26 protein-coding genes are annotated in these 26,288 nt (G+C 53.9%); 18 read left to right on the top strand and 8 right to left on the bottom strand.

What is annotated here, in order from left to right; translation table 11 throughout:
- Positions 1 to 4 precede the first annotated feature (4 nt).
- Both hisP and K7B04_RS22310 read left to right on the top strand, forming a co-directional pair.
- Positions 5 to 778 (top strand): histidine ABC transporter ATP-binding protein HisP, encoded by a 774-nt coding sequence (gene hisP / locus K7B04_RS22315; protein ID WP_064543830.1) that lies wholly within the window; start codon positions 5 to 7, stop codon positions 776 to 778.
- A gap of 116 nt (positions 779 to 894) precedes the next feature.
- A complete protein-coding gene (locus tag K7B04_RS22310; RefSeq protein WP_223803055.1) occupies positions 895 to 2,115 on the top strand; it encodes a PLP-dependent aspartate aminotransferase family protein in 1,221 nt (406 codons plus the stop codon).
- Positions 2,116 to 2,131: 16 nt separating this feature from the next.
- Here K7B04_RS22310 and K7B04_RS22305 read toward each other — a convergent pair whose 3' ends face one another.
- The 3 genes from K7B04_RS22305 to folX all read right to left on the bottom strand — a co-directional run bounded on the left by K7B04_RS22305 (position 2,132) and on the right by folX (position 4,035).
- The gene (locus K7B04_RS22305) at positions 2,132 to 2,638 is read right to left on the bottom strand and encodes a GNAT family N-acetyltransferase (RefSeq protein WP_163448738.1); all 507 of its coding nucleotides are present in this window, start codon (positions 2,636 to 2,638) and stop codon (positions 2,132 to 2,134) included.
- Between the two features lie 119 nt (positions 2,639 to 2,757).
- The gene (locus K7B04_RS22300; RefSeq protein ID WP_223803054.1) at positions 2,758 to 3,651 is read right to left on the bottom strand and encodes a TIGR01777 family oxidoreductase; all 894 of its coding nucleotides are present in this window, start codon (positions 3,649 to 3,651) and stop codon (positions 2,758 to 2,760) included.
- A 21-nt stretch (positions 3,652 to 3,672) separates the two neighbouring features.
- Positions 3,673 to 4,035 carry a dihydroneopterin triphosphate 2'-epimerase gene (gene folX, locus K7B04_RS22295; RefSeq protein WP_163448736.1) on the bottom strand — a complete coding sequence of 121 codons (363 nt, stop codon included), beginning with the start codon at positions 4,033 to 4,035 and terminating at the stop codon, positions 3,673 to 3,675.
- Between the two features lie 217 nt (positions 4,036 to 4,252).
- Between folX and yfcF the strand changes: the two genes are divergently transcribed.
- The 3 genes from yfcF to yfcD are packed head-to-tail and all read left to right on the top strand — an operon-like array spanning position 4,253 to position 6,108.
- The gene (gene yfcF, locus K7B04_RS22290; RefSeq protein ID WP_167575340.1) at positions 4,253 to 4,897 is read left to right on the top strand and encodes a glutathione transferase; all 645 of its coding nucleotides are present in this window, start codon (positions 4,253 to 4,255) and stop codon (positions 4,895 to 4,897) included.
- A 56-nt stretch (positions 4,898 to 4,953) separates the two neighbouring features.
- Complete coding sequence (gene yfcE / locus K7B04_RS22285) at positions 4,954 to 5,505, top strand: phosphodiesterase (RefSeq protein WP_223803053.1); 552 nt, start codon at positions 4,954 to 4,956, stop codon at positions 5,503 to 5,505.
- 57 nt (positions 5,506 to 5,562) lie between these two features.
- A complete protein-coding gene (yfcD, locus tag K7B04_RS22280) occupies positions 5,563 to 6,108 on the top strand; it encodes an NUDIX hydrolase YfcD (protein WP_163448733.1) in 546 nt (181 codons plus the stop codon).
- A gap of 3 nt (positions 6,109 to 6,111) precedes the next feature.
- On the opposite strand, the gene K7B04_RS22275 is transcribed toward yfcD, so the two are convergent.
- Entirely contained in the window at positions 6,112 to 7,131 is a 1,020-nt protein-coding gene (locus tag K7B04_RS22275) for a LacI family DNA-binding transcriptional regulator (protein WP_163448732.1), read from the bottom strand.
- Positions 7,132 to 7,367: 236 nt separating this feature from the next.
- Between K7B04_RS22275 and K7B04_RS22270 the strand changes: the two genes are divergently transcribed.
- The 5 genes from K7B04_RS22270 (at position 7,368) to K7B04_RS22250 (ending at position 11,346) form a co-directional block, all read left to right on the top strand.
- Positions 7,368 to 7,811, top strand: a complete 444-nt coding sequence (locus tag K7B04_RS22270) for a PTS sugar transporter subunit IIA (RefSeq protein WP_163448731.1) — start codon at positions 7,368 to 7,370, stop codon at positions 7,809 to 7,811.
- A gap of 77 nt (positions 7,812 to 7,888) precedes the next feature.
- Positions 7,889 to 8,161, top strand: coding sequence for a PTS sugar transporter subunit IIB (locus tag K7B04_RS22265; RefSeq protein ID WP_041146575.1), 273 nt, complete (start codon positions 7,889 to 7,891; stop codon positions 8,159 to 8,161).
- A 20-nt stretch (positions 8,162 to 8,181) separates the two neighbouring features.
- On the top strand, positions 8,182 to 9,573 hold the full coding sequence (locus K7B04_RS22260) for a PTS ascorbate transporter subunit IIC (protein ID WP_163448730.1): 1,392 nt from the start codon (positions 8,182 to 8,184) through the stop codon (positions 9,571 to 9,573).
- Positions 9,570 to 10,400, top strand: a complete 831-nt coding sequence (locus tag K7B04_RS22255) for a transketolase (protein WP_167575343.1) — start codon at positions 9,570 to 9,572, stop codon at positions 10,398 to 10,400. The genes K7B04_RS22260 and K7B04_RS22255 overlap by 4 nt, the downstream gene beginning before the upstream one ends.
- A complete protein-coding gene (locus K7B04_RS22250) occupies positions 10,393 to 11,346 on the top strand; it encodes a transketolase family protein (RefSeq protein WP_064543855.1) in 954 nt (317 codons plus the stop codon). The genes K7B04_RS22255 and K7B04_RS22250 overlap by 8 nt, the downstream gene beginning before the upstream one ends.
- Positions 11,347 to 11,396: 50 nt before the next feature.
- Here K7B04_RS22250 and pta read toward each other — a convergent pair whose 3' ends face one another.
- Both pta and ackA read right to left on the bottom strand, forming a co-directional pair.
- The gene (pta, locus tag K7B04_RS22245) at positions 11,397 to 13,541 is read right to left on the bottom strand and encodes a phosphate acetyltransferase (RefSeq protein ID WP_064543867.1); all 2,145 of its coding nucleotides are present in this window, start codon (positions 13,539 to 13,541) and stop codon (positions 11,397 to 11,399) included.
- A 76-nt stretch (positions 13,542 to 13,617) separates the two neighbouring features.
- Positions 13,618 to 14,820: an acetate kinase gene (gene ackA, locus K7B04_RS22240; protein WP_163448726.1), complete on the bottom strand. Its 1,203-nt coding sequence runs from the start codon at positions 14,818 to 14,820 to the stop codon at positions 13,618 to 13,620.
- 337 nt (positions 14,821 to 15,157) lie between these two features.
- Between ackA and yfbV the strand changes: the two genes are divergently transcribed.
- The 4 genes from yfbV to K7B04_RS22220 all read left to right on the top strand — a co-directional run bounded on the left by yfbV (position 15,158) and on the right by K7B04_RS22220 (position 18,797).
- On the top strand, positions 15,158 to 15,613 hold the full coding sequence (gene yfbV / locus K7B04_RS22235) for a terminus macrodomain insulation protein YfbV (protein WP_064543871.1): 456 nt from the start codon (positions 15,158 to 15,160) through the stop codon (positions 15,611 to 15,613).
- Between the two features lie 83 nt (positions 15,614 to 15,696).
- Positions 15,697 to 16,191 carry a YfbU family protein gene (locus K7B04_RS22230; RefSeq protein WP_035892491.1) on the top strand — a complete coding sequence of 165 codons (495 nt, stop codon included), beginning with the start codon at positions 15,697 to 15,699 and terminating at the stop codon, positions 16,189 to 16,191.
- Positions 16,192 to 16,202: 11 nt separating this feature from the next.
- Complete coding sequence (locus K7B04_RS22225; protein ID WP_223803052.1) at positions 16,203 to 16,862, top strand: sugar phosphatase; 660 nt, start codon at positions 16,203 to 16,205, stop codon at positions 16,860 to 16,862.
- A gap of 102 nt (positions 16,863 to 16,964) precedes the next feature.
- Positions 16,965 to 18,797, top strand: a complete 1,833-nt coding sequence (locus tag K7B04_RS22220; RefSeq protein WP_223803051.1) for an SLC13 family permease — start codon at positions 16,965 to 16,967, stop codon at positions 18,795 to 18,797.
- Positions 18,798 to 18,870: 73 nt separating this feature from the next.
- Here K7B04_RS22220 and yfbR read toward each other — a convergent pair whose 3' ends face one another.
- Positions 18,871 to 19,470, bottom strand: a complete 600-nt coding sequence (gene yfbR, locus K7B04_RS22215; RefSeq protein WP_163448722.1) for a 5'-deoxynucleotidase — start codon at positions 19,468 to 19,470, stop codon at positions 18,871 to 18,873.
- Positions 19,471 to 19,558: 88 nt separating this feature from the next.
- The gene (gene alaA / locus K7B04_RS22210) at positions 19,559 to 20,776 is read right to left on the bottom strand and encodes an alanine transaminase AlaA (protein WP_064543877.1); all 1,218 of its coding nucleotides are present in this window, start codon (positions 20,774 to 20,776) and stop codon (positions 19,559 to 19,561) included.
- Positions 20,777 to 21,685: 909 nt separating this feature from the next.
- Here alaA and lrhA point away from each other — a divergent pair.
- The 4 genes from lrhA (at position 21,686) to nuoC (ending at position 26,287) form a co-directional block, all read left to right on the top strand.
- On the top strand, positions 21,686 to 22,627 hold the full coding sequence (gene lrhA, locus K7B04_RS22205; protein WP_163449086.1) for a transcriptional regulator LrhA: 942 nt from the start codon (positions 21,686 to 21,688) through the stop codon (positions 22,625 to 22,627).
- A gap of 626 nt (positions 22,628 to 23,253) precedes the next feature.
- A complete protein-coding gene (nuoA, locus tag K7B04_RS22200) occupies positions 23,254 to 23,700 on the top strand; it encodes an NADH-quinone oxidoreductase subunit NuoA (RefSeq protein WP_064543881.1) in 447 nt (148 codons plus the stop codon).
- A 15-nt stretch (positions 23,701 to 23,715) separates the two neighbouring features.
- Entirely contained in the window at positions 23,716 to 24,390 is a 675-nt protein-coding gene (gene nuoB / locus K7B04_RS22195; RefSeq protein ID WP_003861482.1) for an NADH-quinone oxidoreductase subunit NuoB, read from the top strand.
- Between the two features lie 91 nt (positions 24,391 to 24,481).
- Positions 24,482 to 26,287, top strand: a complete 1,806-nt coding sequence (nuoC, locus tag K7B04_RS22190; RefSeq protein WP_163449085.1) for an NADH-quinone oxidoreductase subunit C/D — start codon at positions 24,482 to 24,484, stop codon at positions 26,285 to 26,287.
- The last annotated feature ends 1 nt before the right edge of the window (position 26,288 follow it).

Below are 26,288 nucleotides of genomic sequence, written 5' to 3'. Positions count from 1 at the left end.
CATGATGGCTGATAAAAAACTAAACGTAATCGACCTGCACAAACGCTACGGTGAGCACGAGGTGCTGAAGGGCGTGTCGCTGAAAGCTAACGCTGGCGACGTGATCAGCATTATCGGTTCGTCGGGGTCGGGAAAAAGTACTTTTCTGCGCTGCATTAACTTCCTCGAAAAGCCGAGCGAAGGCACGATTATCGTCAATGGGCAGAATATTGGCCTGGTGCGCGATAATGACGGTCAACTCAAGGTGGCTGATAAAAACCAACTGCGCCTGCTACGCACGCGCCTGACAATGGTCTTCCAGCACTTCAATCTGTGGAGCCACATGACGGTGCTGGAGAATGTGATGGAAGCTCCCATTCAGGTGCTGGGCCTGAGCAAACAGGAAGCGCGCGAGCGGGCGGTGAAGTATCTGGCAAAGGTGGGCATCGACGAGCGGCAGCAGGGTAAATATCCGGTGCATCTGTCCGGTGGCCAGCAGCAGCGTGTGTCCATTGCCCGGGCGTTGGCGATGGAGCCGGAGGTCTTGCTGTTTGATGAACCGACTTCCGCGCTGGACCCTGAACTGGTGGGTGAGGTGCTGCGTATCATGCAGCAACTGGCGGAAGAGGGGAAAACCATGGTGGTGGTGACCCACGAAATGGGCTTTGCGCGCCATGTCTCTTCGCACGTCATTTTCCTCCATCAGGGGAAAATTGAGGAAGAAGGCAAACCGGAAGAGGTGTTCGGCAATCCGAAAAGCCCGCGCTTGCAGCAGTTCCTCAGCGGCGCGCTCAAATAAAATAAAGGCTGGATAATCCAGCCTTTATTATTTTCCGTTTTTCTACACATACAACATAAATTATCGTTGCTGGCTGTCATATTTCTGCATCAGGAAAATAAAATGGGAAATATATAATGGCTAGCTATGAAAATATGTTAATGAATAACGGCGCTGTGTTGGAAAGCGATTATCTTGCCTGCTCTGGAATGGACGAACCGCATGAAGCTTATTTTGGCGCAGTGGCGCCGCCAATTATACAGACCAGCCTGTTTGCGCAAAAAGATTATCAACAATATTGCGATGATATGCTGCAGGAGACGCGGCGTTATATATACAGCCGCGGTCTGAACCCAACGGTTCGCATGGCTGAAGAGAAGCTGGCGCGTCTGGAAGGCGGGGAAGAGGCGCGATGCTTTGCATCGGGAATGGGCGCGATTGGCGCGGTGATGATCGGTTACCTGAATCGCGGCGATCATATTCTTCTGGTCAATCAAGTCTATGGCCCAGCCGTTGAACTGGTTAAGTCGTTGGCGCAAAAATATGATGTGGAATACGATATTATTCCCGACGGTGATCTGCTGGATATTGCGTGTAAAATAAAACCTAATACGCGAATGATTTATACGGAATCCCCCGGTTCGATGACCATGAGAGTTGTCGATTTGCGGGCGATTGCCGAACTGGCTGCGCGGCATAATATTATTACCGCCATTGATAATACGTGGCCGACGCCGCTCTTCCAGAAACCACTCAGCCTCGGTTTTGATATTGTTATTCATTCTTGTACTAAATATCTTGCCGGGCATAGCGATATTCTGGCTGGTGTGGTGATTACCCGGTCTTCGCTGATGGGGCCGATTCGTGATTTTTCGCATCAGCTATTGGGGGCTGTGCTGGCACCGTTCAGCGCGTGGCTGTTATTGCGCGGCTTACGTACGCTGCCGGTACGAATGCAGGCACATCAGCATAATGCCATCAAGGTGATTGATTGGTTGCGGCGCCGCGACGATGTCGAAAATATTCGCCACCCCTATCTGGCGTCGACGGCGGAAAAAGAGATTATCCAACGCCAGATGAGCGGTTTCTCAGGGCTGTTCAGCTTTGAACTGAAAAATGCCGATTTTGAGAAGGTGAAAGGTTTTATTGATGCCTGCCGGGTGTTTAAAATTGGTCCTAGCTGGGGGGGCTATGAGAGTCTGATTATTTCGCCTAACCGCGGTTACAATCAGGCGGCGCTTGATGAATCGGGCGTCTCCCGGGGCCTGATTCGTCTTTCTGTCGGCCAGGAACCGGCGGAGGTGCTGATCAACGATCTTGAGGCTGCCTTCCAGGCGAGCGGTGCGGCATCGCGTTAAGCGGGTACAGGCCCGGTTAACGGGCCTGTTTTTCCAGTCGATACACCCAGTCATCATAGTACTGACCATTCAACAGATACGCCTTTTCCAGCACCTGCGTGCGGGTGAAACCCTGTTTTTCCAACAGATGCGCCGAATGCTGATTATCACCCAGCACCCAGGCATTAATCGCCCCCAACGAAAGCTGTTGAAAGCCGAAGTCGCAAATGGCCGCCAGCGCTTCGCTGGCATAGCCCTTACCCTGCGCAGTCGGCAACAGCGCGTAACCGACGTCCGCTTCATGCGGGTTTCTGCTGCTGATACGCAGACCGATATCGCCTAGTGGCGTGCCCTGCGCATCGCGGATAACGAAAATACCCGCTTCCCGGCAGCGTTGTTTAAATATCGTATGTATCGCCGCTTCATCCAGCACTTCGCCCATAAAACGCATCACCTCGCGGTTTTGTCGCAGTTGTAAAAAGAAGGGCCAGTCGTGCTCATTGAAGGGGGAAAGCTGTAGCCGTGGAGTGGTGATTGAGACCATAAAGATTGCCGTAACGAAGAGCCAAAACACATACCTTAGCATCAAAGCTGCGTTGCAAAGCAATATGTTAGTTTGGCCGGTGATAGCCGAGCGCTATCACCGGATAGACATAGGTGGCGCTAGCGCAGAATATTGGCCAGCGCTTCATCCAGATCGTACCAGCGGAAGGTAAACCCGGCCGCTTCCAGCCGTTTGGGTAGCGCGCGCTGGCCGCCGAGTACCAGCACGGACGATTCTCCCATCAGCAGGCGGATGGCGGTGGCGGGAACGCGCAGAAAAGCCGGACGGTTTAAGGCCTGACCCAACGCGTGGGAAAACTGTTCGTTACGGACCGGGTAGGGGGAGACCATATTAAACGGCCCGCGCAGATCGTTATCCAGCAGCCACAGGATGCCGTTGACCATATCGTCGATATGAATCCACGCCAGGTACTGCCTGCCGTTGCCGATGGGGCCACCGAGCCCCAGCTTAAATGGCGGCACCATTTTGCCGAGGATCCCTCCGCTGCGGGCCAGCACCACGCCGGTACGCAGCAGACAGACGCGGGTGCGGTCGCTCTGCGCGGAGCTGGCGATTTGCTCCCAGCGAGCGCACAGCTTGTGGGTAAATTCGTTATGCGGCGGCTCTTCTTCCGTGACCACGACTTCACCGAGGTCGCCATAGTAGCCGGTTGCCGAGCCGGAAATCAGCACGGCAGGCGGCGTCTCGCTCGCCTGAATGAGTTCGCTGATACGCTGGGTGATTGCCCAGCGGCTGTCACACAGTTTCTGCTTTTGCGCGTGGGTCCAGCGCTTGTCGGCAATGGGTTCACCGGCCAAGTTAACGACCGCGTCGACACCGTCAAGGGTGGACACATTCTGCAGGCCTGGCCAAATCTCGACGCGCGCGTCGAGCATCTGTCGGGCTTTTTCCGGAGAACGGGTCACGACGCACACCGTATGACCCAGCGTCAGCAAGCGCGAAACTAAATGGCGGCCTATCAGCCCAGTGCCGCCGGTAAGCAGAACTCTCATACGACCTCCCGCAGGGGGCGCTTAGCGTTGCCAGCTTAGGGTGATGGACACCGAGTCGGCATAACGCAGCGCGTGAAGTTTATCGACCTCCACTTCAGCATAAGTGACCCAGTGATGTTCGCGTGCGATATCGAGCACATCCTGAGTTAATTTTTCCAGCAAAGAGAAACGGTTACTTTCTACGTGGCGAATAATATTTTTGGTGATAGTGCGGTAGTTCAGCGCGTCGTTGATATCTTCGCTGCTGCGTGATTTCTCTGCCGGATAGCGAATTTGCAGATTGATGACGATGTCCTGACGATTCGCGATCTCCTCTTCTTTGATGCCGATAAAGGTGCGCAGGCGCAGGTTTTTGATGCGGATGACGGCGTCAGACTGAGACATTGCAGGTGTTCTCCTTATTTTTTGTTGTCCACTTCATCATACACGAAAGCGCCTGTCACGCGGCAAGCTCTGACGTAGGTCATCGCTGATTGCAAAATCCTCATGTTGAGGGCAAGTGACATCCGTATAAAGACAAGCTATGTTGGCAATCAGTTGTCATGGACGCCGGTTCGCGCCTGTATCGTTCGCATTTCGTCTGCCCACCGTTGAGGAAACTATGAGCCAGCCCACTCTTACCCTTTGGTCCGATTCTGATTTCTTTTCGCCTTATGTGATGTCCGTTTATGTTGCCCTACAGGAGAAAGGACTGCCGTTTACCCTGAAAACTGTCAATCTCGACCAGGGGGAACATCTGCAGGCTGGCTGGCGCGGCTATGCGGCGACCCGTCGCGTTCCCTTGCTCGAAGTCGATGATTTTGCACTCAGTGAATCCTCCGCGATCACGGAATACCTTGATGAGCGTTTTGCACCGCCAGAGTGGGAGCGGTTGTATCCGCACGACCAGCAAAAACGCGCGCTTACCCGACAGATTCAGGCGTGGTTGCGCAGCGACCTGATGCCTATCCGCGAAGAGCGGCCGACGTCGGTTATCTTTGCTGGTGAGAAAAAAGCGCCGCTGACGGAGGCAGGACGCAAAAGCGCGGCTAAACTGTTTGACACCGCCAGTGCGCTGCTGGCTCACGGTCGACCCAACCTGTTTGGCGAGTGGTGTCTGGCGGATACCGACCTGGCGCTGATGCTTAACCGGCTGGTATTCAACGGAGATGATGTGCCGGAACAGCTTGCAGACTATGCGGCCTTCCAATGGCAGCGCGCCTCGGTGCAACGTTATGTGGCGCTTTCGGCAAAACGCGCAGGCTGAAAAAGTCGATGTAATCCATTATGATATTGGGGTTTATCATTGTGGGGATTTGATTAATGAAGCTGATGTTTGCATCGGATATTCATGGCTCCTTACCGGCTGCCGAACGGGTGCTGGCGCTGTTTGTCGAGAGCGGCGCACGCTGGCTGGTGATTCTGGGGGATGTTCTTAACCATGGGCCGCGTAACGCACTGCCGGAAGGCTATGCCCCGGCCCAAGTGGCAGAACGCCTCAATAGCGTTGCCGAGCGTATTATCGCCGTGCGCGGCAACTGCGATAGCGAAGTTGACCAGATGCTATTGCACTTTCCCATTACCGCGCCGTGGCAGCAGGTGCTCACCGAACATCAGCGGCTGTTTTTGACCCACGGGCATCTTTATGGTCCGGCGAATCTTCCGCCATTGGCCGCGAATGATGTGTTGGTTTACGGACATACGCACCTTCCGGTGGCAGAAAAACGCGATGAGATATTCTTATTTAACCCCGGTTCAGTTAGCATTCCTAAGGGCGGTTTTGCTGCCAGCTATGGGCTGCTTGACGGGCATAAACTGCAAGTTTTAGCACTCAATGATCAACAGGTTATTGCAGAGGTTGCTATTAACCCGTAAGTTACCCATCAATCACAAAACGCGCCGTAAAGAGCGCTTTCAAGGTAAGGTTTTCGGATGGTCGAGCAGAATCATTTGGCAAGCACGGAATGGGTCGATATTGTCAGCGAAGACAATGAGGTCATCGCGCAAGCGAGCCGTGAACAGATGCGCGCGCAGTGCCTGCGTCACCGGGCAACCTATATCGTCGTGCACGACGGCATGGGCAAAATCCTGGTGCAACGCCGCACCGAAACGAAAGACTACCAGCCGGGTATGCTGGACGCCACCGCTGGGGGTGTCGTTCAGGCAGATGAGCCGCTGCTGGAGTCCGCTCGCCGCGAGGCGGAAGAGGAACTGGGCATTGCTGGCGTGCCATTCGCCGACCACGGGCAATTCTATTTTGAAGATAAGCACTGCCGTGTTTGGGGAAGCCTGTTCAGCTGCGTTTCACACGGGCCGTTTGCCTTGCAGGAAGAAGAGGTGAGCGAAGTGTGCTGGATGACGCCGGAAGAAATTACTGCCCGCTGTGATGAATTTACCGATGACTCGCTGAAGGCGCTGGCGCTGTGGATGACGCGAAACGCCAACAACGAAGTCCACGTTGAGGAAGAAGCCGAGTAATCGCTAGCAGCTATCCCTCATGCATAAACTGGAGACGATGGTTTTCCTGTCGCTCCAGTCTCCCTCGTTAAGGCGTTCCAGAAGCGCTCGTCCGGCCTCCAGACCAATTTTATGATGCGGTACAGCCATGGTTGTCAACGGTGGTTGACATACCCGGCTAACGTCGCTGTCGCCAAAGCCGACGACGGCTAAATCATCCGGCACTTTAATCCGCCGACGTTGGCATTCATAGAGCACCCCACAGGCAAGCTCATCGGAAACACAGACCAGCGCATCCAGCTCCGGCCATGCCAGAATAAACTCGGGAAGCTGAGAAGCGCCCGTGGAAAAGTTAGCGGGCAGGGCCGCGTTAATCACTCGGGTGGGCGACATATGGTGGCGCAACATCGCTTTATACCAACCATGTAAATGCTGCTGGAAAATCCACTGTTCCTGGTTGGCGCACAGTAAACCAATATTCTGATATCCGCGATGGATAAGCATTTCAGTCAGCTCGAACATGGCGGCTACGTTATCAATCCCAATATTCATATCGAGAGGATCGGCCCGCATTGCACCGATTTCCATGACCGGAATCGAGGCGTTCTTTAACCAGTGACGAACGGTGTCGCTATGTTCAACGCTAAGCAGTATGGCGGCAGCGATATTTGAGGCCAGCAGCGTTTCCAGCAACTTTTCTTCCTGCTCAAGACGGTGTTGCGATTCTGCGAGCATGATTTGATAGCCTGCAGGCTGCAATATCTGCTGAAGCCCGGCAAACATGGCGGAACAGCCCGCCTCGGCAAGATTGGGCACCACCATGGCGATGGTCTTTGAAGAGGCGGATGCCAGCGCGCTGGCGGCGAGATTGGGCATATACCCGAGTTCTGCAACCGCCGCTTCGATTTTTTCTCGTAGCTTATCGGAGACCTGTTCCGGCGTGCGAAGCGCACGGGACACGGTCATGGTGCCGACGCCAGCTAACTGAGCAACATCGGCGATCGTCACCTTGCCGGTACTCCGTCGTTTTCGGGTAAGAGACATACATATTCCTGCTAAACAGACGTTTTTTATTATCATCCATTACTTCATCTGTCAGGGAGTATACGCCCTAACCGGGAAATTTTTCTGCGTTTTCATGTGATGATTGCGAAATGATAGCGCTATCACAAATCTGTGCGTTCTTGAATGATAGCGCTATCTTTGTGAGCGCCCTCTCAGATAACTGTTGTCTGGTTGCATAAAGTTTGCCCATCTTTTGCGAAAAGACGAGGGACAAAATGCTCAATACCTGGATCTCCGATGCCACTATTACGCTGCAACAGCGTGTCGAAGACTGGTCGCAGGCGTTGGATATCTGCGCCCGGCCGCTGCTGGAAGCGGGCGTGATTGAAAAAAAATACGTGGCGGCCATCGTGGAACAGCATCGTAAGCTGGGGCCGTACTATGTGCTGGCGCCGGGTTTGGCTATGCCTCATGCGCGGCCTGAAGAAGGCGCCAACGGCTTAGGGCTGTCGCTGCTGAAATTGCAGCAGGGCGTATCATTTGGCTGTGAAGAATTCGATCCTGTGGACCTCGTTATTATGCTGGCGGCACCGGATAAGCATAGCCATATTGAAATGATCTCTGCGCTGGCGGAATTATTTTCCAGCGACGAAGATATGCATAAATTACATCAGGCAACCAGTATCGAGGAGATTAAAACTATCATCGCACGTTTCTAATTTATTTATACAATCCGACTTATAGCACATTACGCGCCTGCGTGATGGGAATGCACTCTACCCAAAAGGTGACAATAATGAAAATTATGGCAATTTGCGGTTCTGGCCTGGGCAGTAGTTTTATGGTTGAGATGAATATTAAAAAAGTGCTTAAAAAGCTCGAAATAGAGGCTGAGGTGGAGCACTCGGATCTGTCGTCGGCCACCCCAGGAGCGGCTGATTTATTCGTGATGGCCAAGGACATCGCCGCCAGCGCCAGCGTGCCGGAGAGTCAGCTGGTGGTCATTACTAACATCATCGATATTAACGAACTCGAAGCGCAGCTGCGCGCCTGGTTTGCCAAACAATAATTCTATATAGCGAGGCGGATATGTTTATCCTTGAAACGCTGAATTTTGTTGTTGATATACTCAAAGTGCCTTCGGTGTTGGTCGGGCTAATTGCGCTAATTGGCCTGGTGGCACAAAAGAAATCTTTTTCCGATGTTGTGAAGGGAACGATTAAAACTATCCTGGGGTTTATTGTCCTGGGCGGTGGGGCGACAGTATTAGTTGGCTCATTGAATCCACTGGGAGGGATGTTTGAACACGCCTTTAATATACAAGGCATTATTCCGAATAATGAGGCGATTGTTTCTATTGCGCTTGAGAAGTACGGTGCGTCAACGGCGTTAATTATGGCATTTGGTATGGTCGCGAATATTCTGGTCGCCCGTTTTACGCGCCTGAAATATATCTTCCTGACCGGCCATCATACCTTCTATATGGCCTGCATGATCGGCGTAATCCTGACCGTTGCGGGTTTCGACGGTATCGGACTGGTCTTTACCGGCTCGCTAATCCTCGGCCTGGTCATGGCATTCTTCCCGGCGCTGGCACAGCGTTATATGAAGCGTATTACCGGCACCGATGACATCGCCTTCGGCCACTTCGGTACGTTGGGCTATGTGCTTTCGGGCTGGATCGGCAGCGTCTGCGGTAAAGGGTCGCGTTCGACCGAAGAGATGAACCTGCCGAAGAACCTGAGTTTTCTGCGTGACAGCTCTATCTCCATTTCTCTGACCATGATGATTATCTACCTGATCATGGCGGTCAGCGCAGGGCGTGAATATGTTGAAAGCACCTTCAGCGGCGGTCAGAACTATCTCGTCTACGCCATCATTATGGCGATCACCTTTGCTGCCGGTGTATTCATCATCCTGCAAGGGGTGCGCCTGATTCTGGCTGAGATCGTACCGGCGTTTACCGGTTTCTCGGAAAAGCTGGTGCCGCACGCACGCCCGGCGCTGGACTGCCCGGTGGTGTATCCCTACGCCCCTAACGCGGTGTTAATTGGTTTCTTGTTCAGCTTCCTGGGTGGACTCGTTGGGCTGTTCCTGTGTGGGCAGTTTAAGTGGGTGCTGATTTTACCCGGCGTGGTGCCGCACTTCTTTACCGGCGCGACGGCCGGCGTGTTTGGCAATGCAACTGGTGGCCGACGCGGCGCGATGATTGGCGCGTTTGCTAACGGTCTGCTGATCACCTTCCTGCCTGTGCTGCTCTTGCCAGTACTAGGGGCGATTGGCTTTGCCAATACGACCTTCTCGGATGCTGATTTTGGCGTTGTCGGTATTGTGCTGGGGAACCTGGCCCGCTACCTGTCGCCGTTTGCTATTACGGGCCTGGTCGTCGCCTTGTTTGCAGCGCTGGTGGCGTACAACGTTTTTGCGAAAAAGAAATCTGTGGGCGGCAGCGCGCAGGAGAACAACGGGGCTAAATCATGAATGTGAAAGAAGTGAGCGCACTGGCGCGTGAGATTCGCGTGGAAACCCTGAAATCGCTGACCAATCTGGGGTTCGGCCATTACGGCGGCAGCATGTCGGTGGTGGAAACGCTGGCCGTGCTATACGGTGCGGTAATGAAAATTGACCCGGCAGACCCGGACTGGCCAGAACGGGACTATTTTGTGCTATCGAAAGGGCACGCCGGCCCGGCGCTTTACAGTACGCTGGCGATTAAGGGATATTTCCCGATTGAGGAGCTGAGTACGCTGAACCAAAACGGAACGCGGCTCCCGAGCCATCCGGACAGGCTCAAAACGCGCGGCGTGGATGCGACGACGGGGTCGTTGGGGCAGGGGATTTCCATCGCGGCGGGGATGGCGCTCTCGCATCAACTGGCGGGGCGCGCGAATCGTGTTTTCTGCATCGTGGGGGATGGCGAACTGAATGAGGGGCAGTGCTGGGAGGCGTTCCAGTTTATTGCCCATCATCGTCTGAATAACCTGACCGTCTTTGTCGACTGGAACAAGCTGCAGCTTGACGGCAAGCTGGATGACATTATCTGTCCTTTCAACCTTGACGAAAAATTCCGCGCCTTTGGTTTTGACGTGGTGACCGTAAAAGGCGATGACATCCCAGGGCTGCTGGCGGCGGTACAGCCGGTGCCGCCTGTTGATGCTCGCCCACGGGTGGTGATCCTCGATAGCGTCAAAGGCCAGGGGGTGCCCTATCTCGAGAATCTCGCCAATAACCACCATTTACGCCTGACGGATGAGATGAAAGAGACGATAAACGAGAGCATTCGCCAACTGGAGACTGAACATGATTAAGGTTGCCCCTGCAGGACAAAAAGACGCTCTGGAAATGCGTAAAGTATACGCCGGATTTGTTGCCCAGCAGATTGCCGAAGGCAGCCCGATCATCGCGCTGGAAGCTGACCTGATGAGCTCTATGGCGATGGATAGCGTTGCCCGCGAGTATCCGCAACATGTGATCAACTGCGGCATTATGGAAGCGAACGTGATTGGCACCGCCGCCGGGCTATCGCTCACCGGACGTAAGCCGTTTGTTCACACATTCACCGCATTTGCCAGCCGCCGCTGCTTTGACCAACTGTTTATGTCGCTGGATTATCAGCGCAATAACGTCAAGGTGATTGCCTCTGACGCGGGAGTGACCGCCTGTCATAACGGCGGTACGCATATGTCTTTTGAGGATATGGGGATTGTCCGCGGTCTGGCGCATTCGGTGGTGCTGGAAGTCACCGATGCGGTGATGTTTGAAGATATTCTGCGTCAGCTCATCAACCTCGACGGTTTTTACTGGCTGCGTACCATCCGCAAGCAGGCGCCGAGCGTGTATGCGCCAGGGTCAACCTTTACCATCGGCAAGGGCAACGTGCTGCGCGAAGGTAGTGATATTACGCTGATTGCCAACGGTATTATGGTGACAGAGGCGCTGGAAGCGGCACGCCAGCTTGAGCAGCTTGGGGTCAGCGCGGCGGTGATCGACATGTTCACCCTCAAGCCTATCGACAAAATGCTGGTAAAAAACTATGCGGAAAAAACCGGGCGTATCGTGACCTGTGAAAACCACAGCATCCATAACGGCCTGGGGTCAGCGGTGGCGGAAGTGCTTGTCGAAACGTGTCCCGTACCGATGCGGCGGGTGGGGGTGAAAGAACGCTACGGCCAGGTGGGAACACAGGACTTTTTACAGAAAGAATATGGCCTGACTGCGCATGATATTGTGTCGGCCGCGCGAGAGCTACTGTAAATAAAAAGGCGACCTGTTGGTCGCCTTTTTCATGCCATCATCAGCAAGAATTACTGCTGCTGTGAAGACTGGATCGCGGTCAGAGCGATGGTGTAGACGATATCGTCTACCAGCGCGCCACGAGACAGGTCGTTCACCGGCTTGCGCATACCCTGCAGCATCGGCCCGATGGAGATCAGGTCGGCAGAACGCTGTACCGCTTTATAGGTGGTGTTACCGGTGTTCAGATCCGGGAAGATGAACACGGTAGCGCGACCTGCAACCGGAGAGTTCGGTGCTTTGGATTTTGCTACGTCAGCCATAACAGCGGCGTCGTACTGCAGCGGGCCGTCGATCATCAGGTCAGGACGTTTTTCCTGTGCCAGACGAGTTGCTTCGCGAACTTTCTCTACGTCGCTACCTGCACCAGAGGTGCCGGTGGAGTAGGAGAGCATTGCAACGCGCGGTTCGATACCGAAAGCAATGGCGGATTCAGCGGACTGAATCGCGATTTCTGCCAGCTGTTCTGCAGTCGGATCCGGGTTGATCGCGCAGTCGCCGTAAACGTAAACCTGTTCAGGCAGCAGCATGAAGAACACGGAAGACACCAGAGAGCTACCCGGCGCAGTTTTGATCAGCTGCAGCGGCGGACGAATGGTGTTCGCAGTGGTGTGAACCGCACCGGAAACCAGGCCGTCTACGTCGTCCTGTTCCAGCATCAGGGTACCGAGAACCACGTTGTCTTCCAGCTGTTCGCGGGCAACGGTTTCGGTCATGCCTTTGTTCTTACGCAGTTCGACCAGGCGAGCCACGTAGCTTTCGCGAACCACATCCGGATCAACGATTTCAACGCCAGCGCCCAGTTCAACACCCTGAGAGGCCGCAACGCGGTTGATTTCGTCCGGGTTACCCAGCAGGACGCAGGTTGCGATGCCGCGTTCCGCACAGATAGCGGCCGCTTTAACGGTACGCGGTTCGTCGCCTTCCGGCAGAACAACGCGTTTGCCCGCTTTACGCGCCAGCTCGGTCAGCTGGTAGCGGAATGCCGGCGGAGACAGGCGACGGCTGTGTTCAGAGGTCGCAGTCAGGGAATCAATCCATTCCGGGTTGATAAAGTTGGCAACGTATTCCTGAACTTTCTCGATACGCTCGCGGTCATCAACCGGAACTTCCAGGTTGAAGCTCTGCAGGCTCAGAGAGGTCTGCCAGGTGTTGGTGTTCACCATGAATACCGGCAGGCCGGTAGCGAATGCACGCTCACACAGCTTGCTGATGCGCGGATCCATGTCGTAGCCGCCGGTCAGCAGCAGGGCACCGATTTCCACGCCGTTCATCGCGGCCAGGCAGGCTGCAACCAGCACGTCTGGACGGTCTGCGGAGGTTACCAGCAGGGAACCTGCACGGAAGTGCTCCAGCATGTGCGGGATGCTACGCGCACAGAAGGTCACGGACTTCACGCGGCGGGTGTTGATATCGCCTTCGTTGATCACGGTGGCGTTCAGGTGACGCGCCATATCGATCGCGCGAGTGGCGATCAGATCGAAGCTCCACGGTACCGCGCCCAGTACTGGCAGCGTGCTGTGGCCCTTCAGCTGTTCAGCGTCGATTTTCACGACCTGCGCTTTGGATGAGTCGTCGAAGATCTCAGACAGATCCGGGCGAGTACGGCCCTGTTCATCAACCGGTGCGTTCAGTTTGTTCACGATAACGCCGGTGATGTTGGTGTTTTTCGCGCCGCCGAAGCTGTTGCGAGTCAGTTCAATACGCTCGTTCAGCTGTTCCGGAGTGTCGGTACCCTGAGACATGACGAAGACGATTTCCGCATTCAGCGTTTTCGCGATTTCGTAGTTCAGAGACTGAGCGAACTGGTGTTTACGGGTTGGGACCAGGCCTTCAACCAGCACCACTTCTGCATCTTTGCTGTTCGCGTGGTAGTTAGCGATGATCTCTTCCATCAGCACATCTTTCTGATTGCTGGAGAGCAGCGTTTCTACATGGCTCATCTTCAGCGGTTCAGCCGCTGTCGTTGTTGATGAGTTTGCGCGAACGATAGTGGTAGTCTGGTCAGGCGCATCGCCACCGGAACGTGGTTGAGCGATAGGCTTAAAGACGCTCAGACGAACGCCTTTGCGTTCCATAGCACGGATCACGCCAAGGCTGACGCTGGTCAGGCCGACGCTGGTTCCGGTAGGGATCAGCATAATAGTACGGGACACGGTTTATCCTCTTTCGTTACCGCCAGTTTCGGGCGGGATACAAAACAGCACCGCCAGCTAGGCTGGCGGTGTGATATCAGGCAGTCAGACGGCTGGCGTCTTGTGCAATGACCAGTTCTTCGTTGGTCGGGATAACGATGGCAGGACGAGTGCCTTCTTTGTTGATGAAGCCAGACTTGCCGAAACGGGCAGCCAGGTTACGTTCGTGATCAACTTCGAAGCCCAGAACGCCCAGTTTGCCCAGGGACAGTTCACGCACCATTGCCGCGTTTTCACCAATACCGCCGGTGAAGATAACCGCGTCCAGACGACCGTCCATCAGTGCAGTGTAAGCGCCGATGTATTTCGCCAGACGGTGGCAGTAAACGTCCATTGCACGTTTAGCGTCTTCTTTATCTTTGTAGTTGTCTTCTACATAACGGCAGTCGCTGGTCACTTCGGTCAGACCCAGCAGGCCGGACTCTTTGGTCAGCAGCTTGTTGATCTGGTCGATGCTCATGCCCAGGGTGTCATGCAGATGGAAAATGATAGCCGGGTCGATATCGCCAGAGCGAGTACCCATCACCAGACCTTCCAGCGGGGTCAGACCCATGGAGGTGTCTACGCACACGCCGTTACGGATAGCGGAAACGGAACCGCCGTTGCCCAGGTGGCAGGTGATGATGTTAACTTCTTCAACCGGTTTGTTCAGAACTTTCGCGGCTTCCTGAGTCACATAGAAGTGGCTGGTGCCGTGCGCGCCGTAGCGACGGATGCCGTGTTCTTTGTACAGGCTGTACGGCAGAGCATACAGGTAAGATTCTTCCGGCATGGTCTGGTGGAACGCGGTATCGAATACAGCAACGTTCTTGTCTTTCAGCTGCGGGAAGGATTTCAGCGCTTCGGCGATACCGATCAGGTGAGCCGGGTTGTGCAGCGGAGCGAAAGAGGCAGAATCTTTGATGCCCTGGATAACGGATTCGTCGATCACAACGGAGCTGGTGTACTTCTCGCCGCCGTGTACGATACGGTGGCCGATCGCGGTCAGCTGAGCAGACAGTTCTGGTTTTTGTGCCAGAATTGTATTAACGATGAAGTTCAGCGCTTCACTGTGAGCGGCGCCTGCACCTAAAGCCGCTTCTTGTTTACCGCCGTCCATTTTCCACTTGATACGTGCTTCTGGAAGATGGAAACATTCGGCTAAACCAGAGAGGTATTCTTCACCATTAACTGCATCGATGATTGCAAATTTCAGTGAGGAGCTACCGCAGTTCAGAACCAGTACTAACTTACTCGACATGGAAGTACCTATTTATGATACGTGGCTAAAAAAACGTCAATGAGTCATTAAGCGTAGCGCAGGATGACACCGACATTTATGATTAACATCATGCCCGGAACACTTTTCAGGCATGATCTAAGAAATACATATTGATTCTAAGCCATTTTGCATAATTTTCAGCCAATGGCAGAATATGCGATAATTTGATGTGCCGGAGTGTATAGAATCAGGTTATCTCAGGCTGGCACAGGATACCCGATTGCCGGGCCTATGCCAAAATTTTTTGAACGATGTCATACCCAGTTGTTGTTTTGCAAAAATATTTTAATTTTTATACGAGAAGTTGAGGTTAGCCATGTCGACTCCCGAGCAACGCCCGGTCAGTTTTTTCAGTTTGTTTAGCCGGGGGCAGCACTATGCAAAGACGTGGCCGCTGGAAAAACGTCTTGCGCCGGTGTTTGTTGAGAATCGCGTGATTCGCGCGACGCGCCATGCGATACGCCTGATGCCGCCGCTGGCGATTTTTACGCTCTGCTGGCAAATCGCCCTGGGTGGTCAGCTTGGCCCCGCGGTGGCCACGGCGCTCTTTGCGCTGAGCCTGCCGATGCAAGGTCTGTGGTGGTTGGGTAAGCGTTCCGTCACGCCATTGCCGCCGTCAATCCTGCAGTGGTTCTATGAAGTGCGCGGCAAATTACAGGAAGCCGGGCAGGCGCTCGCGCCGGTCGAAGGAAAGCCGGATTACCAGGCGCTGGCTGACACGCTTAAGCGCGCCTTCAAACAACTGGATAAAACTTTCCTCGATGATTTGTAATTGATAGCGAAAAACGCATATAAAAGAAGACACAAACCTTGTGTCTTTTTTTTTATGCTGCAAAGCGCAACAGGAGTCGAAAAATGGAAATGACCCATGCTCAACGTCTGATTTTGTCCAATCAGTACAAAATGATGACTATGCTTGATCCCGACAACGCTGAGCGCTACCGCCGCCTGCAGACCATTATCGAACGTGGCTATGGTTTACAGATGCGCGAACTGGACCGTGAATTTGGCGAACTCAAAGAAGAGACCTGTCGTATCGTTATCGACATCATGGAGATGTACCACGCGCTGCACGTCTCCTGGACCAACCTGAAAGACGCCGACACCATTGATGAACGTCGTGTCACTTTCCTCGGCTTTGATGCGGCGACCGAAGCGCGTTTCCTGGGCTATGTCCGCTTTATGGTGAATGTGGAAGGCCGCTATACCCACTTTGATGCGGGGACTCACGGCTTCAACGCGCAGACCCCGATGTGGGACAAATACCAGCGCATGCTGAACGTCTGGCACGGGTGCCCGCGCCAGTATCATCTGAGCAGCAACGAAATTAATCAGATCATTAACGCCTGATGGAGGCCGCTGTGCAGTGCAAAGGTTTCCTGTTTGATTTAGACGGTACGCTGGTGGATTCGCTGCCGGTGGTTGAGCGTTCCTGGCAGTTTTGGGCGGAAAGCTACGGCGTTGATCCGCAAGCGGTTCTGGACTTTATTCACGGCAAACAGGCGATCACCACGCTGCGTCATTTCATGCCGGATAAATCGGAAGCGGAAATTCAGGCCGAGTTTCTGCGGCTGGAACAGATAGAAGCGAACGATCTCGACGGTATTCGTGCGCTGCCTGGCGCGGTGGCGCTGCTCCAGCATCTTGATGCGCAAAGCGTTCCATGGGCCATCGTTACCTCTGGCTCCATTCCGGTCGCCCATGCGCGTCATCGCGCGGCGGGCCTGCCGACGCCTGCGGTGTTCGTCACCGCCGAGCAAGTCAAACGCGGAAAGCCGCAACCGGACGCCTATTTACTGGGGGCCGAACTGCTGGGTCTGCCGCCGCAGGACTGTCTGGTCGTCGAAGATGCGCTGGCGGGCGTACAGTCGGGGTTAGCGGCGGGCTGCCATGTCGCCGCCGTGAACGTACCGCCGGAGACGCCCGAGCTGCTGGAGGTCGACTTTGTCCTCTCGACGCTGGCGTCGCTGCGGGTTGAAAAACAGGCTGATGGCTGGGTCAACGTCTCGCAGAATGCATGATCTTATGATTTAGCCCCACATCGTTGGGGCTTTTTTCTGTCACTATAGTCAACGGCTTTTTACTTGAACAACTTACCGCTTATTTGATGACAAGGATGTGCTGTGAACGGTGAACTGATTTGGGTGCTGTGTCTGCTTGCGATTGCGGTGGTGCTTTTCGCCACCGGCAAGGTGCGCATGGATGCGATCGCGCTGGGCATCATTGTGGCCTTTGTGCTCAGCGGCACGCTGACCCTAAGCGAAGCTTTTTCTGGCTTCAGCGACCCTAACGTGATTTTGATTGCCGCGCTGTTTATTATCGGCGACGGCCTCGTGCGCACCGGTGTGGCGACCAACATGGGTTCCTGGCTGGTACAGGTGGCGGGAAACAGCGAAACCAAAATGCTGGTATTCCTGATGTTAACCGTCGCCGGGTTGGGGGCATTTATGAGCTCGACCGGCGTCGTCGCTATCTTTATCCCGGTGGTACTTAGCGTCTCGGCGCGCATGAATATTTCCCCTTCGCGTTTAATGATGCCGCTGAGCTTTGCCGGGCTTATCAGCGGTATGATGACGCTGGTGGCTACGCCGCCTAACCTGGTTATCAACAGTGAGCTTATTCGCGAGGGGCTTGAGGGTTTCAGCTTCTTTAGCGTCACGCCAATTGGTCTGGTGGTGCTGGTCTTCGGCATCCTCTATATGCTGGTCATGCGCTTTTTACTGAAGGGCGATGATGGCAGCCAGCCGCGAGATAGCCGTAAACGCAGTACCTTCCGCGATCTGATTAAAGAATATCACCTGACCGGCCGTGCCCGTCGTCTGGCGATTCGTCCCGGCTCGCCGATGATTGGTCAGCGTCTCGACGACATGAAGCTGCGCGAGCGCTATGGCGCCAACATTATCGGGGTGGAACGCTGGCGTCGTTTTCGCCGGGTGATTGTGAACGTTAACGGGGTATCTGAGTTTCGCGCGCGCGACGTGCTGCTGATTGATATGTCCGCCGCTGAAATCGACCTGCGTCAGTTCTGTAGCGAGCAGATGCTCGAGCCGATGGTGCTGCGCGGCGAGTATTTCTCCGATCAGGCGCTGGACGTCGGGATGGCGGAGGTGTCGCTGATTCCAGAGTCCGAGCTGATTGGTAAAACCATTCGTGAAATGGGCTTCCGTACCCGTTACGGTCTGAACGTTGTAGGGATGAAACGCGATGGCGAGGCGCTGGATGGCTCGGTCGTGGATGAGTCACTGCAGTTGGGCGACATTGTGCTGGTGGTCGGCAACTGGAAGCAGATAAGCCAGCTGGCGCAGAATGGCCGCGATTTCGTGGTCCTCAATCTGCCGGTTGAAGTGAGCGATGCATCGCCGGCGCACAGCCAGGCGCCGCACGCCATCTTTTGCCTGGTGTTGATGGTCGCGCTGATGCTCACCGATGAAATTCCTAACCCCATTGCCGCGATTATCGCCTGCCTGCTGATGGGCAAATTCCGCTGTATCGATGCCCAGAGCGCCTATAAGTCTATTCACTGGCCGAGCATTATCCTGATCGTCGGGATGATGCCGTTCGCGTTAGCGCTGCAAAAAACCGGCGGTGTCGATCTGGTGGTAAAAGGGCTGATGGACGTCGGCGGCGGGCAGGGGCCTTATCTGATGCTGGGCTGTCTGTTCGTCATGTGCGCGGCGATTGGTTTGTTTATCTCTAATACGGCCACGGCGGTGCTGATGGCGCCGATTGCGCTGGCGACGGCAAAATCGATGGGAGTGTCGCCCTATCCGTTTGCGATGATCGTCGCGATGGCGGCCTCGGCGGCCTTTATGACACCGGTATCGTCACCGGTAAACACCCTGGTGCTGGGGCCCGGAAGATACAGCTTCAGCGACTTCGTCAAAATCGGCGTGCCGTTTACGGTGCTGGTGATGATCATCTGCGTGATACTGGTGCCGATTTTATTCCCGTTCTGATGAACGGGATAGGTAGGCCGGATGGCGACGTAAACGTCTTATCCGGCCTACAAACTCACTGTCGTCGGGGGGATTAAAGCGGCGAGTCCTGGCTTATTTCATCCAGTGAAAGATGGAAGCTGGGTACGAACACCGCCATAAAGTAATCCATCTCTTCGCTGCGCCGTGAGGCCAGCGTTTTCTCCAGACGACCTTTCGCCAGCAGGAATTCGTTGTTACCGGCTGATAGCTCTTCCAGGCACTTCAGGTAGGCGCACAGGGCGTCTGCCTGCTTCACAATCGCTTTCTCTTCTTCGCTGCTTTGATGTTCGTCGACAAGCGGCGCAAAAATATCGCGCAGTTCGTCCGGTACCATCTCAATGAGCTTCTGCTGGGCGATTTTTTCTATCGCCTTGTACTCCTGGGCAATCTGAGAGTTGAAATACTTGACCGGGGTCGGCAGATCGCCGGTCAGCACTTCGGAAGCGTCGTGATACATCGCCAGCAGTGCAATACGCTCGGCGTTGAGCTGGCCGTTAAACTTGCGGTTTTTAATGGCGGCGAGCGCGTGAGCGACCATCGCGACCTGAAGGCTGTGTTCAGAGACGTTCTCGGTGCGCACGTTGCGCATCAGCGGCCAGCGGTTAATTAACTTCAGGCGGGAGAGGTGGGCAAAAAAATGACTCTGATTCATAACAACCCTTACTCAGTAGCTTTAGTAAAGGCATTGTGCGCAGAGATGGCCGCCGGATGCAAATGCCGGCGGCCAATTCAGATGATGATTACAGCTGGTGATAGCCTGAGAGGAAGCGACCAAAACGGGTGATGGCCATTTCCAGATCGTCTTCACGCGGCAGGGTGACGATACGGACGTGATCCGGCCACGGCCAGTTAAAGGCAGTGCCCTGAACCAGCAGGACTTTTTCCTGTAACAGGAAGTCCAGCACCATGCGCTGATCGTCATGAATATTGAAGCGTTTCGCGTCGATTTTCGGGAACATATACAGCGCGCCCTGTGGCTTGACACAGGAAACCCCAGGGATCTCGTTAATCAGCTCCCACGCGCGGTTACGCTGTTCGTACAGACGTCCGCCCGGCGTAATAAATTCACTGATACTCTGATAGCCTCCCAGTGCGGTCTGAATCGCGTGCTGCGCCGGAACGTTGGCGCACAGGCGCATCGAGGCCAGCATTTCCAGCCCTTCAATGTAGCCTTTCGCGTGTTTCTTCGGCCCGTTGAGCACCATCCAGCCCTGACGGAAACCGGCCACACGATAGGTCTTGGATAAACCGTTGAAGGTCACGGTAAGCAGATCCGGCGCCAGGGCGGCAATCGAGTGATGCTGCGCCGCGTCATAGAGGATCTTGTCGTAGATTTCGTCGGCGAAGATGATCAGATTATGCTCGCGGGCGATCTCCACGATCTCCATCAGCAGCTCTTTTGAGTATACCGCGCCGGTAGGGTTGTTCGGGTTGATGATCACGATGCCACGCGTGCGTGGGGTAATTTTCGCGCGGATATCGTCGAGGTCCGGGAACCAGCCGGCGGACTCATCGCACAGATAGTGCACCGCATTACCGCTGGATAATGACACTGCCGCCGTCCACAGCGGATAGTCCGGAGCCGGTACCAGCATTTCGTCGCCGCTATTGAGCAGCGCCTGCATGGCCTGCACGATTAGCTCGGAAACGCCGTTGCCAATGTAAATGTCTTCTACCGTGACGTCACGCATACCGCGCGCCTGGTAGTGCTGCATAATGGCCTTACGCGCGGAATAGAGACCTTTGGAGTCGCAATAACCCTGCGCCGTCGGCAGGTTGCGGATCACGTCGACCAGAATTTCATCCGGCGCGTCAAACCCGAAAGGCGCCGGGTTGCCGATATTCAGTTTAAGAACTTTGTTGCCTTCTTCTTCAAGGCGTTTGGCCTCTTTGAGTACCGGGCCGCGAATGTCGTAACAAACGTTATCTAATTTTCTGGATTTTTCGATGGGGGACATGAACCTTTGACCTTTTTAGCTGTTATTGCCACTCCCTGCCGTGGAAGTCAGCACCGAACAATGTACTCCCCATCCCCGCTGTTTTGAAGGGTTAGCAGTAGAAGATTTTGTTCATTTTTTGTCGTTGGAACATTGTTTTTTACTGGGGAATGACGGCTGTCTTTGTTTGATGTTTTGTTAATTTATTGTTTTGCAGTTAGATATGCCATCATTAGTCGATAAAGTGGTTTTTATGTCTAAGGAAAAAGAAATGGTTTAGCTTAGGTATCGTTGGCCAGGATATACTTTAAGCCTGCTTCAACCATTTTAATTTAAAATAAAATCCCAACAAATAAGGATTAGTAATGATACCTACTTTTGTGAAGTTGATGTTAATGGCGGCATCCGATAAAGATTAATATTTTTTTATATTTTGAAAAGTAATGAATGTGATTTGTTAGATTTCTTAAATTGTTTTGATTCTGAACCTTTTTTCCCTTTGAGATACAGCTTATTTAGGCTTATAAATCTTATGGTTTTCGGTTAATATGTTATGGTTAGTAAGACCCTTAAGAGTTAGTTTCGTTGATGATTATCAATGATTGTTTTTATAACTCACTGTTATTCATCATGTTTACTGGCTTATTTTAAAACGTACAGCAATCTTCCTGGCGCATTATCGTGACGACGCTTCTTGCCACTTCCTACGCAAGGCTTCGCTCGGGGGGAGTCCGATAAATAGCTACAGGCTAAAGGATATATTGTTAAAAGGAACTGTTGCTGACTCTGGCAACAGACAATTTTAATACTGACACTCGTCAGGCAGTCATTCGTCAGCGATTGGTGAAAGATGATTAAAGGATTAGCCTGAAATTTTTGAGTGCAGCATCAATAAGGCAGGCCGGTCTCCGAACCTGTAAGTGGATTAATATGATAAATGCCAATCGTCCGATACTGAACCTCGATCTCGATCTGCTGAGAACGTTTGTTGCTGTTGCCGATCTGAGTACCTTTGCCGCCGCCGCCGCTGCGGTATGTCGAACCCAATCCGCCGTGAGCCAGCAGATGCAGCGTCTGGAGCAGCTGGTGGGAAAGGAGCTCTTCGCCCGTCATGGGCGAAATAAGCTGCTGACGGAGCATGGAATCCAGCTGTTGGGCTATGCGCGAAAAATTCTGCGATTTAATGATGAAGCATGCACGTCGCTAATGTTTAGCCCGCTTCAGGGGCAACTGACGCTGGGCTCATCTGATGAATCGGCGGACACCATTCTTCCTTTTTTACTAAACCGAATTAGCTCAGCGTATCCGAAGCTGGCTCTTGACGTGCGCGTGAAGCGTCATAGCGTTATGGGTGATATGTTGCGGAACAAAGAGGTCGACCTGGCGCTGACCACGCATCCGCTGGAAGGCTTTACCTCGACGGTGCTGCGTACCTCACCTACGCTTTGGTACTGTGCGTCCGAATTTATGCTGCGTCCTGAAGAGCCGCTGCCGCTGGTGCTGCTTGACGATCCGAGCCCGTTCCGCGATACGATTATTAAAACGCTGGATGCCGCAGGCATGCCATGGCGATTGGCCTACGTCGCCTCGACGCTCTCAGCCGTTCGCGCGGCGGTGAAGGCAGGGCTTGGCGTCACTGCGCGTCCGGTGGAAATGATGAGTCCGGATCTGCGTGCGTTGGGTAAAGGCGAGGGGATGCCGGAGCTGCCGGAAACCGAATATATGCTGAGCTATGATGCGCAGAGTGAAAACGAGCTGACGCAGATGATCTTCCAGTCTCAGGAACCGCGCCACAATCCCTGGCCCTCAGCGGGAATGTATACCCCGGAAGACGGAGAAAATACCCTCATGTTTGAAAGGGACATTGATTAACATTCCGGTTGAAAAGTGGTAACAAAATGTAAGTGCAAAAAAGAATCGTAGACGATAAAAAACGAGTTTGCGGTTCTTTTTTTGTGCTTTTGCGATACCGAAGAAAAAATGAATCTAATAATGTGATAATAATCATGTAATTAGAAATATTTCATCCATCAATTCCCCCTTCACCAAACGCGATGTCATATCACCTGCTAATGTTAAAAAAACGGATAGATTGTTGCCGTTTTACAGGGCGAATTAACAAAAGCGTGTCTTAGATCAAGAAAATACCTCTCTTTGGGGGGATGAATCATCAGAAAATCCTGTCAAAATAGAGGGGTAATTCCGGTTAATGCTACAATACGGACACGATTCAACAACAGGTAAACCGTAAGGTCTTCTGAAGCGAATCGAATCAAAGGGCACGTAATGTTAATGAAATACCTTTGATGTAAATTAATGTGAGGAAACTTTTGTTAAAGTTGACAAAAGGTTATAGAAAGGAGTAAAAAACCTCAACATTTTGCGGTCTACGTTTCCAATTGGGCTGTTTGTAGGTTTTTTAATCCTCCCCATGAATCGATGTAGCGTCCATCTGCCGGTAAGAGCAGAGCAGGTCGTGCTACTTATTTGGTAAAGCTTTGCGTATGTCAACATCCACTGAAATCATCGCTCATCACTGGGCATTCGCTATCTTTCTGATCATTGCCATTGGCCTGTGTTGCCTGATGTTAATCGGCGGCTGGTACCTTGGCGGTCGCGCGCGCGCGCGAAGCAAAAACACCCCGTTTGAATCGGGTATCGACTCCGTTGGCTCCGCACGTTTGCGCCTGTCGGCCAAGTTTTATCTGGTCGCGATGTTCTTCGTCATCTTCGACGTGGAAGCGCTCTACCTGTACGCCTGGTCAACGTCCATCCGTGAAAGCGGCTGGGTTGGCTTTATCGAAGCCGCCATTTTCATATTTGTGCTGCTCGCCGGCCTGGTTTACCTCGTTCGCATTGGCGCGCTGGATTGGACGCCAGCACGTTCTCGCCGCACGCTGGTTAACCCAGAAACCGACAGCGTCACTAACCGTAATACGCAGTAAAAGCGAGGCAATAAGATGGATTATACGCTCACCCGCATAGATCCTAACGGTGAGAACGACCGTTACCCTCTGCAAAAGCAGGAGATTGTCACCGATCCCCTGGAGCAAGAGGTGAACAAAAGCGTGTATATGGGGAAACTCGAACACGCGATGCACGATATGGTCAACTGGGGTCGTAAGAACTCAATCTGGCCATACAACTTCGGCCTTTCTTGCTGCTACGTTGAAATGGTGACGTCATTCACTGCGGTGCATGACGTTGCGCGTTTTGGTGCGGAAGTTCTGCGTGCCTCCCCGCGTCAGGCAGACCTGATGGTGGTGGCCGGAACCTGTTTCACCAAGATGGCCCCGGTAATTCAGCGCCTGTATGACCAGATGCTGGAGCCAAAATGGGTTATCTCGATGGGTGCCTGCGCCAACTCCGGCGGCATGTACGACATCTACTCCGTGGTGCAGGGCGTCGATAAGTTTATTCCTGTCGATGTGTATATCCCTGGCTGCCCACCCCGTCCGGAAGCCTACATGCAGGCGCTGATGCTGCTGCAGGAATCGATTGGTAAAGAGCGTCGCCCGCTGTCGTGGGTGGTTGGCGATCAGGGCGTTTACCGCGCCAATATGCAGTCGGAACGCGAGCGTAAACGCGGCGAACGCATTGCAGTGACCAATCTGCGCACGCCTGACGAGATTTAATTTGCGCCTGCGGGCGGTGGCATTTTGACTTCGCAAATCAACATACAACAGCGCGAAGGCCACTCCCGGCAGTCACCACGGACCTTTTGCAATGGTGAACAATATGACCGATTTAACCGCGCAAGAAGCGGCCGCATGGCAAACCCGCGATCACCTTGATGATCCGGTCATCGGCGAACTGCGCAACCGTTTTGGGCCGGATGCATTTACCGTTCAGGCCACCCGCACCGGGGTTCCTGTCGTTTGGGTTAAGCGTGAACAGCTGCTGGAAATTGTCGATTTCCTGAAGAAGTTGCCGAAACCTTACGTCATGCTGTTCGACCTGCACGGTATGGACGAACGCCTGCGTACTCACCGCGACGGTTTACCGGCCGCGGATTTTTCCGTTTTCTACCACCTGATCTCCATCGACCGCAACCGCGACATCATGCTCAAGGTGGCGCTGTCTGAAAACGATCTGAACATACCGACGCTGACCAAACTTTTCCCGAACGCCAACTGGTATGAGCGTGAAACCTGGGAAATGTTCGGCATCACCTTTAACGGCCACCCGAACCTGCGTCGCATCATGATGCCGCCGACCTGGGAAGGCCACCCGCTGCGTAAAGACTACCCGGCGCGCGCCACTGAATTCGATCCGTTTGAGCTGACTAAAGCCAAGCAGGATCTGGAAATGGAAGCGCTGACCTTCAAACCGGAAGAGTGGGGGATGAAGCGTGGGACCGAAAACGAGGACTTTATGTTCCTTAACCTCGGCCCTAACCACCCGTCTGCGCACGGTGCATTCCGTATTATTTTGCAGCTTGATGGCGAAGAGATTGTCGACTGTGTACCGGACATCGGCTACCACCACCGTGGCGCTGAGAAGATGGGCGAGCGTCAGTCCTGGCACAGCTACATTCCGTACACCGACCGTATCGAGTACCTCGGCGGCTGCGTGAACGAAATGCCGTACGTGCTGGCGGTGGAGAAACTGGCGGGGATTACCGTGCCGGATCGCGTCAACGTGATTCGTGTGATGCTCTCTGAACTGTTCCGCATCAACAGCCATCTGCTGTACATCTCAACGTTCATTCAGGACGTCGGCGCGATGACCCCGGTGTTCTTCGCCTTCACCGACCGCCAGAAAATCTATGACCTGGTGGAAGCGATTACCGGTTTCCGTATGCACCCGGCCTGGTTCCGTATTGGCGGCGTCGCGCACGACCTGCCGCGCGGCTGGGATCGCCTGCTGCGCGAATTCCTCGAGTGGATGCCGAAGCGTCTTGATTCCTACGAGAAAGCGGCGCTGCGTAACACCATTCTGAAAGGCCGCTCCGTCGGCGTTGCTGCTTATACCGCCAAAGAAGCGCTGGAGTGGGGCACTACCGGTGCCGGCCTGCGTGCAACCGGTATCGGCTTCGACGTGCGTAAATGGCGTCCGTACTCTGGTTACGAAAACTTCGACTTCGAAATCCCGACCGGCGGTGGCGTTTCTGACTGCTACACCCGCGTGATGCTGAAAGTGGAAGAGCTGCGCCAGAGCCTGCGTATTCTTCAGCAGTGCCTCGACAATATGCCGGAAGGGCCGTTTAAGGCGGATCATCCGCTGACCACGCCGCCGCCGAAAGAGCGCACGCTGCAACACATCGAAACCCTGATTACCCACTTCCTGCAGGTTTCCTGGGGCCCGGTGATGCCGGCGCAGGAATCTTTCCAGATGGTGGAAGCCACCAAGGGTATCAACAGTTACTACCTGACCAGCGACGGCAGCACCATGAGCTACCGTACCCGAATCCGTACCCCGAGCTATGCGCACCTGCAGCAGATCCCGGCGGCGATTCGCGGCAGCCTGGTATCCGACCTGATCGTCTATCTGGGTAGTATCGATTTTGTTATGTCAGACGTGGACCGCTAAT

The sequence above is a fragment of the Kluyvera sp. CRP genome (genome assembly GCF_019930565.1).
Lineage (GTDB): Bacteria > Pseudomonadota > Gammaproteobacteria > Enterobacterales > Enterobacteriaceae > Kluyvera > Kluyvera georgiana_A.
The sequence above is the reverse complement of the archived record's forward strand: the minus strand, read 5'-3'. Positions and strand labels throughout refer to the sequence as shown.

Coding starts and splice junctions, on each gene's coding strand:
- hisP (WP_064543830.1), top strand. CDS start 5: ATGGCTGATAAAAAACTAAACGTAATCGACCTGCACAAACGCTACGGT.
- K7B04_RS22310 (WP_223803055.1), top strand. CDS start 895: ATGGCTAGCTATGAAAATATGTTAATGAATAACGGCGCTGTGTTGGAA.
- K7B04_RS22305 (WP_163448738.1), bottom strand. CDS start 2,638: ATGGTCTCAATCACCACTCCACGGCTACAGCTTTCCCCCTTCAATGAG.
- K7B04_RS22300 (WP_223803054.1), bottom strand. CDS start 3,651: ATGAGAGTTCTGCTTACCGGCGGCACTGGGCTGATAGGCCGCCATTTA.
- folX (WP_163448736.1), bottom strand. CDS start 4,035: ATGTCTCAGTCTGACGCCGTCATCCGCATCAAAAACCTGCGCCTGCGC.
- yfcF (WP_167575340.1), top strand. CDS start 4,253: ATGAGCCAGCCCACTCTTACCCTTTGGTCCGATTCTGATTTCTTTTCG.
- yfcE (WP_223803053.1), top strand. CDS start 4,954: ATGAAGCTGATGTTTGCATCGGATATTCATGGCTCCTTACCGGCTGCC.
- yfcD (WP_163448733.1), top strand. CDS start 5,563: ATGGTCGAGCAGAATCATTTGGCAAGCACGGAATGGGTCGATATTGTC.
- K7B04_RS22275 (WP_163448732.1), bottom strand. CDS start 7,131: ATGTCTCTTACCCGAAAACGACGGAGTACCGGCAAGGTGACGATCGCC.
- K7B04_RS22270 (WP_163448731.1), top strand. CDS start 7,368: ATGCTCAATACCTGGATCTCCGATGCCACTATTACGCTGCAACAGCGT.
- K7B04_RS22265 (WP_041146575.1), top strand. CDS start 7,889: ATGAAAATTATGGCAATTTGCGGTTCTGGCCTGGGCAGTAGTTTTATG.
- K7B04_RS22260 (WP_163448730.1), top strand. CDS start 8,182: ATGTTTATCCTTGAAACGCTGAATTTTGTTGTTGATATACTCAAAGTG.
- K7B04_RS22255 (WP_167575343.1), top strand. CDS start 9,570: ATGAATGTGAAAGAAGTGAGCGCACTGGCGCGTGAGATTCGCGTGGAA.
- K7B04_RS22250 (WP_064543855.1), top strand. CDS start 10,393: ATGATTAAGGTTGCCCCTGCAGGACAAAAAGACGCTCTGGAAATGCGT.
- ackA (WP_163448726.1), bottom strand. CDS start 14,820: ATGTCGAGTAAGTTAGTACTGGTTCTGAACTGCGGTAGCTCCTCACTG.
- yfbV (WP_064543871.1), top strand. CDS start 15,158: ATGTCGACTCCCGAGCAACGCCCGGTCAGTTTTTTCAGTTTGTTTAGC.
- K7B04_RS22230 (WP_035892491.1), top strand. CDS start 15,697: ATGGAAATGACCCATGCTCAACGTCTGATTTTGTCCAATCAGTACAAA.
- yfbR (WP_163448722.1), bottom strand. CDS start 19,470: ATGAATCAGAGTCATTTTTTTGCCCACCTCTCCCGCCTGAAGTTAATT.
- alaA (WP_064543877.1), bottom strand. CDS start 20,776: ATGTCCCCCATCGAAAAATCCAGAAAATTAGATAACGTTTGTTACGAC.
- lrhA (WP_163449086.1), top strand. CDS start 21,686: ATGATAAATGCCAATCGTCCGATACTGAACCTCGATCTCGATCTGCTG.
- nuoB (WP_003861482.1), top strand. CDS start 23,716: ATGGATTATACGCTCACCCGCATAGATCCTAACGGTGAGAACGACCGT.
- nuoC (WP_163449085.1), top strand. CDS start 24,482: ATGGTGAACAATATGACCGATTTAACCGCGCAAGAAGCGGCCGCATGG.